Here is a 13,777-nt window from a genome sequence, read left to right as displayed (position 1 = left end):
GGGTTGGCCTGTGTAGGCGATGATGGTTCGGTGCTATTGGGCGTCGTCCCGACGCCTGTCGCGGGTGCCTACGAACGCTCGTTGAACTCGCGTTCTTCGTTACCACGCGCTACGACAATCATTCTATTCCGGTGGCATCCCCACCTTCATGTGCACGCGAGATCTAGTAGCGCGTGGTAAGCGAAGCGCACCCGCGAAAGCAGCGCGAAGCGGTGCCGGGGTTTTCGCCATCACTCCCAATCCATTTCGGCGACGTCGGGGGCTTGTTGGGTGCCCCAGTCGGGGGTGTACCAGCCTTTTTGTACGCATTGTTGAAAGCTTGACCATTCCCAGTCGCGGGGCGCTCTAGACCAGCCGTGTTTGACGGGGTTGTAATGGATGTAATCCATATGGCGTTGCCAGTCGTTTTCGTCGCGAATAACGTGTTCCCAGAAGCCGCGCTGCCAGGCGTTATGGGTACCGGGCGGGAAGAAGAATTCCTGTGAGGCGTATTTTTTGATATCCCGCCAGCGTGAGGAGTAGTCCGCGTCGCCTTCAGGCAGTCTCCAGAGGCAGTGGAGGTGGTCGGGGAGCAGTACAAACGCATCCATTACGAAGGGGCGCTCTTCTCGAACTGTGCGGAAGGCACGACCAAGGGCTTCAATATTGAGACGATCCGCCAACAGGGGTTGTCGTGCGTAGGTGACGACTGTAAAAAAGTAGCAGCCGCCAGGAACATGCGCGCGTCGATAGGTTGCCACCCGTGCCTCCATGCAAAATAATTGGCTTATAAAGGCCCATTGTAGCGCATTGTTATTAGCGGTGGGGCAGCCTACGGCTTGCTTAGGGTGTCTAGCGGTACTTCCAAATACTGTGGCCGATTGAGCACGTTGAGCAGGACGATGGCGCGCTCTTCGCCTTTAAGGCGGGTGAAGATGGCTTCCAGGTCTTTGAAGGGGCCGTCGGTGATGGTGACTTTCTCGCCAGCGCTGAAGTAGGTGTGAATCCCTTCCTTGCTGTGCGGCTGAGCGCGTAGGGTCTCGACAAGCTGTGAGGGCACGGCGACGGGCCTGTCACCGAAGGTCAGCAGGCGTAGCACCCCGCGAGTAGAGCGAATCGGACGCCAGTTGCTGACCAACTGATCCAAACAGATAAACAGGTAGTAGGGGAAGAGCGGCTCGGTCACCGTGGTGAGCTTTCCCTGGCGCTTGCGTTGGCTCTTCAGGACAGGGTGAAATACCTCATAACCTTGGTTGGCGAGGTGTTCGGCAGCGCGAAATGATTCGCCCCCTTTGCACTGAATAACGTACCAGGCGGGCGTTGCTGCGCCCTCCTGGTCATTGTAAACATCCATGCCATCATCCTTGCGTCTGGAAAAGCGTTACAAAATTATGGCAGCAGCGCGGTGAGTGCATCAAGCGTTTGGTCAATGTGCGCCTGGGTATGCTCACAGGAGAGAAAGAAGCGCAGCCGTGCGCTTTTTTCGGGTACCGCTGGGTGCAGAATCGGCTGTACGTTGATGTGCTGTTCTAACAATGCGTTAGAAAGCCGGGCAGCCGCCGCGGAGCTGCCAATAATCACCGGTACGACCGCGGCACCGATGCTTTTGCCGGTATCCAAGCCGCGGGCAGTGGCCTGTTCAAGAAAGTAGCGCGAAATAGCATGCAGGCGCTGAACCCGTTCGGGCTCTTGCTGCATCAGCTGCAGCGCGGCTAGTGAGGGGGCGGCGACTTGGGCGGGCATGCCCACGCTGTAGAGAAAACCGGGGGCCAGGTAGCGTAGTGTTTCCACCAGCGGCTTGCTGCCTGCGATATAGCCGCCGCAGCCTGCCATGGTTTTGCTCATGGTGCCCATCCAGATATCCACGTCGCGCGGGTCGATATCGAAATACTCGCGCAGCCCCAGGCCGGTGTCGCCCATGACCCCAAAGGAGTGGGCTTCATCGACCATCAGCCAGGCTTGATAGCGTTGCTTCAGTTCGATAAAACGCGGCAGCTCAGGGATGTCGCCATCCATGCTGTAGAGCCCTTCGATCACTACCAGAACGCGTTCGAACTGATGCCGATGCCGGGCCAACAGGGCTTCCAGCGCGGCGGGGTCGTTATGGCTAAACGACATGCGCTTGGCGCCGGAAAGCTGCGTGCCAACCAACGAGCTGTTATGGATGTACTCGTCGTGGAGCACTAAATCTTTAGGGCCCAGCAGGTGGCCCAGTGTGGAGACGTTAGTGGCGTGACCGCTCACAAACACCACTGCATCTTCAACGTTGTAGGCAGTGGCGAGGGCCTGTTCCAGCTCTTGGTGGATAGGCCGTTCGCCGGAGACCACGCGGCTGGCGGAGACCGAAGTGCCGTAGCGCGCCACGGCATCGCAGGCGGCCTGATTGATGCGCGGGTCGCCTGAAAAGCCGAGGTAGTTATAGCTGGCAAAGTTGATGCAGGTCTGCCCATTGATCACGCTGGTCGCCCCGGCGGTGCCTTCGTGGACCTTGAAGAATGGGTCGACCAGGCCCAACTGATCGGCGGCCTGGCGCATCATGGCGATTTGCTGATAGCCCGGCTGGGCATCAAAGCGCGTGAAGCGCTCGGGCACCGTGCGTTGTTCTCCGCCTTGCCCATTGGAAGAGGGCGTGGCGCTGGCAGCACGCGGCGTAGTACGCCGGCGTGCTTGTTCCAACAATTGCTGTTTCAGTTCAGAGCGCTTGGCGGTCATGGAGTCTCAGTCGCGGGTGATGAGGAAGCGGACGTAGGCTCAGTGGTGAACCCTTCAGCCCCGTGTTGTGCGGCCAGTGAGGCTATCGCATCTTGCGGAGCGTCTTCAACATCGTCGTGCTGATGCATTTTCTGAATCAGCACGCCCGCCAGTTTGTCGAGTGTCGATGCTTCACTGAGCACCATCACTGACACCTGAACGCCCAAGCGGTTCTCGATAGCGGTCATTAGCTCAACGCCCATCAGGGAGTCGAAGCCCATATCGTAGACCGAGCGGTGAATATCGAGCTTCTCTTCATCAATCAGCAGAATGCTGGCCAGCTCGGCGCGCAGTAGATCGGTGACCGTGCTGTGCAGCTCCTCGGGCGAGAGGTCAGCGAGCAGGGCGCTGATGTCGTCATCTGCATCCGCGCTGCCGTCGTCGTCGCTGGCGCGGGCAATTTCGTTAAAGCGCGGCGCTTCGGCAGTGGGGAGGAAGCGAGCAAGCGCGCCCCACTCTAGTTCCAGTACACCAAGGCTTGGCCCAGGGGCCAGCAGCATCTGTTCGAGCACTTTCAGCGCGTCATCCGAGCGTAGCGCGGAACCGCCCAAGCGCTCTTGCAGCGCATCACGGGTGCGGGTGTTACGAGCCAGGAAGCCGACATCTTCAATGGCGCCCCAGCGTACGCAGGTGGCTGGTAAACCCGCGGCACGGCGATTGGCGGCGAACGCCTCCAGCCAGTGGTTGGCGGCCACATAGTTGGCCTGACCGGGGTTGCCGAACAGGGTGGTGGCCGATGAGTAGAGCACGAAGAACTCCAGTTCCGTCTCGCGGGTGAGTGCGTCCAGGTGGCGGGCGCCATCGATTTTGGGCGCTAACACTTTCTGAATGCGCTCGGCATCCAGATTGCGAATCAAACCGTCGTCGATCACCGTGGCGGCGTGCACAATGCCTCGCAGCGGTGCTAGTTCACCCTTGGCGCGCTCCAGCACATCGGCCAGCGCAGTGCGGTCGGTAATATCGCAGGCGGCGGCGAGTACCGTAACGCCTTGCTGTTCAAACGACGCAATGGCTGCCTGAGCCTCTTCACTGGTGGGGCCGCTGCGGCTGAGTAGGATCAACTGCCGCGCGCCTTTCTCTACCAGCCACTGAGCAGTTCTTAACCCAAAGCCACCCAGGCCGCCGGTGACCAGGTAGCTGGCATCTGCGGAGAGCTGCATCGCTGCCGTGCCCAACACCTCGTTCTTGGGTGGCGCTATGGGTTGTTCATAGGTCACTACCACTTTGCCGATCTGGCGCGCCTGCTGCATATAGCGGAAGGCGTCGATTACCTGGGTGTGGCTAAACGAGGTAAACGGCAGCGGGCTTAAGGTACCGTCGTTAAATAGCGCCATCATCTCGCCAAACAGGCGTTGTGTCAGCGCAGGCTGCACCTTCATTAGCTGGTCGGAGTCGATACCGAAGTAGCTGAGGTTATTGCGGAACGGGCGCAGGCCAATATGAGTGTTTTCGTAGAAATCGCGTTTGCCCAGCTCCAGGAAGCGGCCGAACGGGCGCAGGGCGCGCAGGTTCTGGTTGATCGCTTCCCCGGCCAGGGAGTTGAGCACCACATCCACGCCTTCGCCCTGGGTGTCTTCCAGGATTTCTTCGGCGAAGGTGAGCGAGCGCGAGTCATAGAGTTGCTTGATGCCCATCAGACGCAGGAAGTCGCGCTTCTCTTCGGAGCCCACCGTGGCGTAAATTTCCGCTCCCAGCCACTGGGCGATTTGCAGCGCTGCAATGCCCACGCCGCCCGCGGCGCCGTGAATCAGGATTTTTTCGCCAGGTTCGACTCGCGCCAGATGCTTGAGCGCGTAGTAGACCGTGAAAAAGGTCGTCGGAATCGTCGCCGCGGCGGCAAAGCTAATGCCTTCCGGCAGTGCTGCAACGGCGTGCTGGTTGGCAATGACCTTGTCGCTAAAGCTGGCAGGGCCGAAGCCGACCACGGCTTGCCCAGGCGCCACGTGGGTGACGTTGCTGCCCACGGCCTTCACCACGCCTGAAAACTCAAGGCCGAGGGTGGGGCCGGCGAAGCCGTTCTCTATCGCTTCATCGGAGAGCAAACCCAGGGTGTACATCACATCGCGGAAGTTAAGCCCGGTGGCCTTAACACTGATTTCCACCTCGTCGGCACTGACTTGTGGCAACGGGCGCGGGCGCCAGGTTAATTGGCGCAGCTGGCCGGGCATGGCAAAGCCCAGTGACATCGCCTGATGCGGCTGCTTGGTCTGTTCATTAGTTTGCCCTTCCGCAGCTGGGTGCGGCGCGGGCAGGGTGCGCAGCCTCGTCGCAAAGCGATGGCCCTGGTTATCGATCAGCGCTTCGTTTTCGCTATCTGGTTGAGTCAGTAGGGTGGCCCAGGCGTGTAACGCAGGCTCGCTGACCGCTGCAGGTATATCCAGTAGATAGACGCTATGGCCGACGGCTTCGTTGGCTAGCGAGCGGCCAAACCCCCACAGCACGGCATCGCCAGGGGCGTCTGTCGCGCTGGCGGGTGACGTTGTCTGCCATAGAGCGCTTACCCCGTTGGTCACCAACCACAAAGAGGCAGCAAGCGAGTGCTGCTCTAAGGCCAGCGTCCACTGCAGAGCGTGATTACAGCGGGCGGTTTGCGCTTCAGTGCTGTTCGCGCCCAGGCCACGCAGGTCAATCACATTGAGGGTTAGCTCGCCCTGGTTATCAGGTGCGGGTTGAGCCAGTGTAGGTTGAGACAGTGCATGAGCCAGCAGCTCAGCAGGCGCGCTCTGACTAACGCTGAGCAGCGCGGAAGCGCCTTGCGATTGCAGTGCCTCGACCAGATTGGCCGCCAGCGCTTCACTGTTGTGGTCGGCGACCACCAAGTGACGCCGTTGCGCCGTGTTTGATGTGCTCGCAGCCGTTTCTAAAGGGTAGTGCGCATGGAGCAGGTAAGCGCCACTGTCGCTCTCTTCCAGCGCCATGGGCGCGGAGACCACAAAGCCTTGGTCGTTTAGCCAGCTAATGAGCGTATCTTGCTCCAAGGCGGTTTGATCGATGCCGGGCGTGGCCAGCAGATCATCCAGCCAGCGACTTGGGGCGATACCAATCAGCATGACCTGGGCGCCAGGGGCGAGTTGCTCAGGTAATGCTTCGATTAACTGACGCGTGGCGGCCGGGTGGGTGATATCCACGCTTACAAACGCCAATTGAGCCTTTTCAACACCGATGGGGGCGGTTAGCGCAGCAACCTCGTTTTGGCCAAGGTGCTGCATATCCATCAGCGGGAAACGCTCTTGCAGCTGTTCTGCCTGATGGCGCGTGCTGTCGAGGGTGGTGATCACGCGGTAATGGGTAAGGTCGTGATACAGCGCTTGAGCGCTGCGTTCCAGTAGGCGTTCGCCCAACGCTGGCGCGCTGGGGCCTGCTTCGAGCAGTTGCAAACGCTGCCCGGCGGGGAGCTCTGCGATCAGCGCATCTATTAACTCGGCTAACTCGCCTGCCAACGCTTGCCAGCCGCTTTCGCCCACTAACACACGGTTTAATCGCGCCAAGTGGTCGTGGCTAATGCCCAGGGTTTCCAGGTCACTTGTGCCGCTACGCAGCGCCTGTTGGTGAAGCCCTAACCGGCCCACCAGGTGAATGGGCGCAAAGTAGTCAGGGTAGTCTTGCACCAGCAGTTGCCAGATAACGTCCGGCGAGTGCTGTGCTTCTTCGCTATCGACGCCGAGACCCTGCTGAGCAAAGGCTTCGCTAAGGCTATCGAGCAGCGGGGCGACTTCGTTGCCGTAACGCTGGCCGGTGCTTTCGCCGTAAACGCTGGCGATATCTGCAAGACGAGCAAGCGCATCGGCAGGTAGTGCCAGCGGTTCTGCGTGTAGCGGCGCTGGCGTCAGTTCCACATCCAAATAGCTGAAGTGCTGATGATGGGCGCGGTTGAGCCGAATCGCTTTGAAGCGGGTTTTGCTCAGTACTGCAACGGCGTTACCGGCGGCGTCATACAGCTCGAAATCGGCGGTAAAGGAGTGCGGTGCGCGCTTACCCATCACGGCGCGGGCGAGAACCGGCACGCCTGCCTGGGTATTCACTTGAATACGTTCCACGCGAACCGGCACAAAGGCGAGCTGGGTGGCAAACTCACTATGTTGCGCGAGCAGTGGGATAAACATCTGGAAGGCGCTATCCAGAATGCCGGGGTGCACGTGCAATGTGCTGAGCTGCGCCTGGACTTCATCCGACAGAGCTATTTCACCAATCACCGCATCGCCTTCAATCCAGCCCCTGGAGATGGCCTGAAAGGCGGGGCCATAGTGAAGGCCAATACGCTCAGCCATCTGCAGGTGATCTTCCAGCGTGTAGTCCGGGGCACGAGTAGGTATCACCGGCGCTGTGCGGTTGAGTAGGAAACCACGGCTTTCACGCATGGTGCGGGCCACGGCATTCAACTGCCACTCTACCCCGGTGGCAGGTTCGCGAGAGTGGATCTCCAGGCGGCCATCTTCCGGTAGGTAGCTAAGCCGCATGGTGCGGCCATAGGGGCCGTCCAGCAGCAGCGGGGCACGGATTTCCAACTCTTCGATATCCAGCAACGGGCTGTCTTTTAGCTGCAGCGCCGCCGCCAGCGTCAGTTCCACAAAACCGGCACCGGGGAACACCGCGCCTTCGCCCACCACATGGTCGGCCAACCAGGGCTGGCGTTGGGTGTCGAGCTGGCTCTCCCAGGTGTGTTCGTGCTGCGCTAACGGGTAGCCCAGCAGTGGGTGCTGATAATAGCGTGACAGCAGGCCTTGGCCGTCATTGGTGCCGTGTACCCAATGGTGGCTGCGCTGCCAGGCATAGCGCGGTAGCGGCACACGCTGACCGACCACCGGGAAGTGGCGGCTAGTCAGGTTAAGACCACTCAGCAGTAGTTGGCTTAGGCTACGTTGCAAACCTTCAAGGCCGGGCTTGTGGCGCTCAATGGTGCCGAATACCAACCCTGGTCGCTCCAGTTGGCGCAGTGACTCATTGAGGTAGCGGCGTAGAATGGGGTGGGCGCCAATCTCTACAAAGACGTTATTGCCTTGTTCGATCAGCGCGATAGCGACGGCTTCAAACAGCACCGGCTCACGAATGTTTTTCCACCAGTAGGTGGCATCCAGCTCAAGCCCGTCACTCAGCTTACCGGTAACGGTGGAGTAGTAGGGAATCTGCGTGGCACTCGGGGTAATATCGGCCAGCGCGTCAATGACCCCAGCTTGGATGCTGTCCATCGCGGGGCTGTGGAAGGCGTAGTCCAGGGGCAGGCGTTTGGCAAAAACATCCTGCTCGCCTAGGGCGGCTTCCAAAGCGCTTAGCTGTTGGCTATCTCCCGCCAGCGTAATGCCTTTCGGGCTGTTAATACCTGCCAGGCATACCTGATTGAACTCGGGCTTTTCTAGCCACGCGGCGATGTCGTCAGCGCTCATGGCCACCGCGGTCATTTCGCCAAGGCCACGGGTTTTACCCTGGTAGTCGCTGCGGTAGTAAATCACTTTGACCGCATCTTCCAGACTCAACGCACCGCAGGCCCAGGCGGCGGCCACTTCACCTACGCTGTGACCGAATACTGCCGTGGGCGTAATGCCTTGGTCGTGCAGCCACTCAGTTAATGCCACCTGCAGTGCAAACAGCGCTGGCTGGGCGATTTCAGTTAGCGGGAAACGGTTCTCCCCATTGCGGCCTTCCAGTTCGGCGCGTAACGAGAAATCCCCGTGCTGCTGAAAGAGTGCGTCGACTCGATCAATCGCCGCGGCGAAAACCGGCGAATCGCTGAGCAGATCGTGCCCCATGGTTTCCCACTGGCAGCCGTTGCCATCATAAACAAACACTGGGCCTACTGCGTCGGGCAAGCGCTCGAGTGTGGTAACGCTGTTGGTTTCACCCGCGGCAAACTCGCTGAGTTGCGTGGCGGCTTCTTCAGCCGTTTGTGCAAACAGCAGTGCGCCATGGCTATGCCGGTCACGGTGGTGGAACAGCGTATAAGCGATGTCATACAGGCTGATGTCGCTACTTTCGCGTAAGTCGTTCTCGCGCAGGTAGTTGGCGAGCGTTTCGGCGCTTTGGCTGAGCGCGGCTTCACTGCGGGCGCTAAGGTGAATCGGTAGCGGTGAGTCTGGCGCCTGCGTTTCAGGTTTGACCCGTTCAGGCGGGCTTTCCAAAATAACGTGGGCGTTGGCCCCGCCAAACCCAAAGGAGTTCACGCCGATAACCAGACGGCCTTGTTTTTTCAGCGGCTGGCCTTTGGTGACCACTGAGATGTTCCACTCATCAAACTTAATGCGCGGATTGAGTTTGCGGATGCCAATCGTGGCCGGGACTTCGCGGTGCTGAATGCTGTAGAGCGCCTTGGCCAGACCCGCTACGCCGGAAGCGGTTTCCAGGTGGCCCAGGTTGCTCTTTACCGAGCCAATCAGCAGCGGCGTTTTGCGCTGCTGGCCGAGTGCTTCACCAATCGCACGGGTTTCAATCGGGTCGCCAACGGCGGTGCCGGTGCCGTGGGCTTCCAGGTAGTCGATTTCATCCGGCGAGATGCCCGCCTGTTCATAGGCGCGCTTCATTAGATCAATTTGGGCGCTTGGGTTAGGCACCGTTAGGCCAGATTTGTGACCGTCTGTGTTCACCGCGGAGCCTGCTACTACGGCAATAATATTGTCGCCGTCGGCTACCGCTTGGTCGTAATCCTTAAGCAGGAAAATGCCACCGCCTTCCGAGCGCACATAGCCGTTACCCGCTTCATCGAATACCTGACAGCGGCCAGTGGGTGAAAGCATGCTGGCTTTAGAGAAGATGATAAAGCCATAGGGGTGCAGGTGCAGGCTGATGCCGCCCGCCAGCGCCATACTGGTTTCGCCACTGCGAATCGATTGGCAGGCCTGGTGAAAGGCCACCATGGAGGACGAGCAGGCAGTATCCAGCGACATGCTGGGGCCGTGCAGGTCAAACACGTAAGACAATCGATTCGAGGCGATGCTGGAGGTGTTGCCAGTAGCGGTGGAGGCATCAATCGCTGCCATATCGTCCGCGATGCGATAAGAGTAGTCGAGGCTGGCCACGCCCAAAAATACCCCGCACTGGCTGCCGCGCAGGGAGCTGGGCAGAATGCTGGCATCTTCCATGGCTTCCCAGGCGAGCTCTAGAAGCATGCGCTGCTGAGGATCCATATTGGCCGCTTCACGAGGCGAAATACCAAAAAACTCAGCGTCAAACCCGCTGATATCGCCCAGGCTACCGGCGGCAAAGGTCACGCTGGTACCCGGGTGGCGCTTATCCGGGTGCATAAAAACGTCGTGGCTCCAGCGGTCAGCGGCCACTTCAGTCACTAAATCTTTTTCGGCTTGCAGATCCTGCCAGAACGTTTCAGGGGTGGTGCCGGGGAAACGATGGGCGGCGCCGATGATGGCAACGCGTTTAGTCATTCTTGCTCCTGAGGTTCTGGTTCTACCTTGATCACATCGCTACTTATATCGTGTCCAAACACCTGTTTGAATAACTGGACACCAAGTTCGTTTGCGGCTAGCTCAAATGGCTCGTAAGCGTTTGCTGCCCCTACCCCTACCCCTGCTGTCACCCAACTCTCTGTTGACCATACCATGTAGGGAGTGTGGCCATCAGGCGGCGTGAAGTGTGCATACGCCTCAGGCAGAATGGGAACATGATCCCCATACCAGCCTAGCAGGCCCGGTCGCTTTGCAGTATTCAGCGAATTTTTAACGCTTACCAACATCTTGTCGGATTCACTTAAATGCTGCAAATAGACCGCTAAGTCACGCAGATGATCGGGTAACGGCCAAGGAGCGCCGGGCAGCGTATCGGCTAACGTTGCTTGGTTCGGTGCTTCTAAATGTAACGGGCCGTGATTTTCCATGGTGATAACAAATACAAATAGCGGTCTATTATCGTCATCTTCAAGCAGCCGTCCAATTTTTCGTGCCACTGCCTGGTCACTAACGTATTGACCGTTTTTGTCGCTGCTCTGGAAGGCATTGATATCTATAAAGTGGTCAAAGCCTAATTGGGGTATCACCTTGTGACGAAAATAGAAGCTCGCCAGGTACGGATGTACACAAACCGTGCGATAGCCTGCTGCTTTTAGCGCGCTCGCTAAACTGGGCATTGGATGGCGGGCAAGCGTGCGGTAAGGGTTGAACTGGCGAACGCCCCAGAGGCCGGGTGCAATGCCCGTTAATACCGCGCACTCGGTGCGCACTGTATTGGCACCCCAGGCGGGCACGTTTAATGCGCCATGCAGGGTGGCGTTTGCACGAGTGGTGTCGAAATGGCGAAGCAGATTGGCATCAACCTCTTTACACCAGGGGCGCGGGTCGAAAAACGATTCACTCTGCACCAGCACCACGTTGGGCAGTGGCTGCTTGCCCTGATGCGCGCTCGCCACCGGCGTTAAGGCGTGAAAGGGCGATTGCTTTGGCGTCGGAACGGGAGCGCGCATTAGCGCTACGCCGTAGGCCCATAGGCTAGCGAAAAGTCCTAAACGGTACATGTCGTCTATGGGCTGTAAGGTGATGGCGGGCAGCCTGCGGACACTAACAGCAAGCAGCAGTGTGCCCAAGGCTATTAACCCCAGCGCATTGGTTAGAAAGCGGCTGGTGCCCTCGCTAGTGACCAGCGACCCTTCCCAGTAAAAGAACCCTCCAATCGCCACCGCGGCGGCGCTGCTGGCGGCAATCGCCAAACCTACGCCGAAAAAGGGCACGTAGAGGCGCGGGTGCAGGATAGCGTCCCAAAAGTATTCAAAGTCATGGCAGATAAACGGCTCGTTGAGCGTATGCGATTTGGCGTTGCTCGACTGCACCACCACCAGTTGCAGCGAGAGAAAAACCATCACCGCAAACCAGGGGCGCTGGAGTAACAACACCAACAGCCCGAAAATTAGAAGCCATGAGCCAAGGTGGACACTATTGGCCGCTGCTCCACGCTGCCAGAATGGGCGCGGCCGAGGGCTAAGCAGGGCTTCAAACAGGCCGCTGATCAAAAGCCCCACGAGTAGCGGCCATATCAGCGCGCTAATCATGGGGTGTCTCTCCTGAGTGGTTGAAACCCAGTCGCTTGATCAACCATTGCGAAACCCCTGCGGGCAGTACCGCCAGCCACCAGGTGCCAAAATTAAGTGGGAAGGGGAAGCTGATGCGCGCACGGTTTGCGGCGATACCGCGTTTAATTATCTTGGCCGCGCGCTCGGGCGGCCACTCCCAGGGTTTGGGGCCGGGCATGGCCTCGCACATCGGTGAGGTAACATAGCCGGGCATGACCACAGTGACGCCGATACCGTGAGGCGCGAGTAGCCCGCGCAGCCCTTCGCCATAGGCTTTGATGCCTGCTTTGCTGGCGCTATAGCTGGGGGTGGTCGGTAAACCGTGCCATGCGGCAAGCGAGCTGATCAGCACCAATTGACCGCTGCCGCGGGTCTGCATGGCTGGCACTAGGTGTTGCACCATGGCGATGGGGGTTTTCAGGTTGATATCCAACAGCGCCTGCACGTCTGCCCAGGGCTCTAAGATATCAGGCCCTTGGGGGTGGGTGTTTTTGCCCGCATTGGCAATCAAAATGTCCGGTACCTGTTGGGCGCAGACTTCGGCTAGCCAGCTTTTCAGGGCGTGGTCATCGGTTAGATTGATGGTTGAGAGAGTGACCTGGGCACCTTTTTGGCGGCAAGTGGTGGCAAGCGCCTCTAGCTTCTCCTGCTGGCGTCCGTGCAATACCAGGTGGGTGCTGGGATCGGCATAGGCGTTTGCCAAGGCGCCCCCAATCGCGCCGGTGGCGCCAGTGATCAGCACGCAGCGTGAGTGTAGAGATGGGCTCACAGCCTCTTTTGCAGCTTCTTTCACAACAACGTTCACAGAAGCTTCTCCAACGGCGATGGGCAGGCTTCTAGTATGCGGGCGGCGTTATCCACGGCTAAATCGATACCGGGCTGGCAGTAGTAGCCACCGTTAACTTGAACGGCATGCATCACGGTCTTTTGAAAATAACCAAATAGCTCGCTGTTAGGCGGCTGCGGCTGCTGCCAAAAATCCGCTAAGTCACCTTGATAGGTTAGCCCATCCAGATTATAGATCGGGTCGCTAAGCGCGTAGGTGGGGCAGTTCTTCTCCAGTGAAACGATGCCCACGGTGCTGTTAACGGTGACATTGCCCTTGGCGTGTTTGAGCAGGGCGTTGAGATCCCCAGACTCTAGATAGACGATGCGCCCTTGCAGACCATGGCGTTCGGCAAGCTGCTTGATGATCTTGGGGTAATTGACCAAGCCCATATCCAAAGGATGGTTTTTAATACATAGCAGAGAATCGCTGGGCGCGTGCTTGGCGAACGAGGCCATCACATCGTCCATCACTTCCTGCATATTGGCGTAGGGGGAGTGATCGCGAATTTGCGCATCGCTATTTAGCTGCAGCGGCAGCATAAAATAGGGGCGGCCACTTTCGATCAACGCTTTGATGCGTTCGGCATCGCGTTTTTTCCAAGCGGCTTTTAACTGAGCAAAGCGCTTCAGGTAGCCCGCGTACTCGACCGGCGCGGTGATCGGCGCGTGATTGCGGTAGTGCGGCGCAACCAGCGGATTGGCTAGCCCGGCCAAGTGGTAACCCACATCGTGCATGGCGCGAATTTTAAACGAGGAGCGAAAACGCACAGGGGCGGGTAGTTCGGGCAGTGCTTTGCCGGTTTCATAAAACCAACTTGGGTCACGGGGCAGTAGCGAGTGGCCGTTAACGCCTTCGCGCTCCAGTGTGATCCAGAACGGGCGAAAGTAGCCCTCTTCAAATACGTGGGTGCGTATACCGGCCGCGGCGGCGTTATCCACTGCTGGGCGATGAATCGGGCGACGATCACCAAATACTACTTGGTCGGTGATCGAGTACCGCTGCCAGAGTGACTTGATATAGCCAGGTAGTTCAGCGGTAGAGCCACGAAACAGATGGCTTTGGCCGTGGGTGCGCTGCCAGTAGGCGATATCGCCCGCATTGAAGTTGACCTTAACGACACGGTGCCCATCGTTCACCAGGCGCTTGGCTAAGCGCTGGTAAAAAGGTGAGCAAACGCCCTGCAAAAATAAGAATGCACGCTTCTGATGCTTCAA

Annotated in this window: 7 protein-coding genes; all 7 read right to left on the bottom strand. The window is 58.8% G+C overall.

The window, feature by feature from the left end; genetic code table 11:
* Positions 1 to 230: 230 nt before the first annotated feature.
* On the bottom strand, positions 231 to 740 hold the full coding sequence (locus tag HZS52_RS20380; protein WP_039860446.1) for an REP-associated tyrosine transposase: 510 nt from the start codon (positions 738 to 740) through the stop codon (positions 231 to 233).
* 71 nt (positions 741 to 811) lie between these two features.
* Positions 812 to 1,333 (bottom strand): transcription/translation regulatory transformer protein RfaH, encoded by a 522-nt coding sequence (gene rfaH, locus HZS52_RS20375; RefSeq protein WP_022524098.1) that lies wholly within the window; start codon positions 1,331 to 1,333, stop codon positions 812 to 814.
* Positions 1,334 to 1,368: 35 nt separating this feature from the next.
* Positions 1,369 to 2,691 (bottom strand): aminotransferase class I/II-fold pyridoxal phosphate-dependent enzyme, encoded by a 1,323-nt coding sequence (locus HZS52_RS20370; RefSeq protein WP_009288306.1) that lies wholly within the window; start codon positions 2,689 to 2,691, stop codon positions 1,369 to 1,371.
* Entirely contained in the window at positions 2,688 to 10,100 is a 7,413-nt protein-coding gene (locus HZS52_RS20365; RefSeq protein WP_190373514.1) for a type I polyketide synthase, read from the bottom strand. Before HZS52_RS20365 ends, HZS52_RS20370 begins: the two co-directional genes overlap by 4 nt.
* Complete coding sequence (locus HZS52_RS20360; RefSeq protein ID WP_190373513.1) at positions 10,097 to 11,713, bottom strand: LTA synthase family protein; 1,617 nt, start codon at positions 11,711 to 11,713, stop codon at positions 10,097 to 10,099. The genes HZS52_RS20365 and HZS52_RS20360 overlap by 4 nt, the downstream gene beginning before the upstream one ends.
* Positions 11,706 to 12,539, bottom strand: a complete 834-nt coding sequence (locus tag HZS52_RS20355) for an SDR family NAD(P)-dependent oxidoreductase (RefSeq protein WP_223827977.1) — start codon at positions 12,537 to 12,539, stop codon at positions 11,706 to 11,708. The genes HZS52_RS20360 and HZS52_RS20355 overlap by 8 nt, the downstream gene beginning before the upstream one ends.
* The gene (locus tag HZS52_RS20350; RefSeq protein WP_190373512.1) at positions 12,536 to 13,777 is read right to left on the bottom strand and encodes a capsule biosynthesis protein; all 1,242 of its coding nucleotides are present in this window, start codon (positions 13,775 to 13,777) and stop codon (positions 12,536 to 12,538) included. Before HZS52_RS20350 ends, HZS52_RS20355 begins: the two co-directional genes overlap by 4 nt.

It is taken from the genome of Vreelandella titanicae (assembly GCF_014697095.1).
GTDB classification, from domain to species: domain Bacteria; phylum Pseudomonadota; class Gammaproteobacteria; order Pseudomonadales; family Halomonadaceae; genus Vreelandella; species Vreelandella titanicae.
Note: the sequence above shows the minus strand (reverse complement) of the source record. Positions and strands in the feature narration are given on the sequence as shown.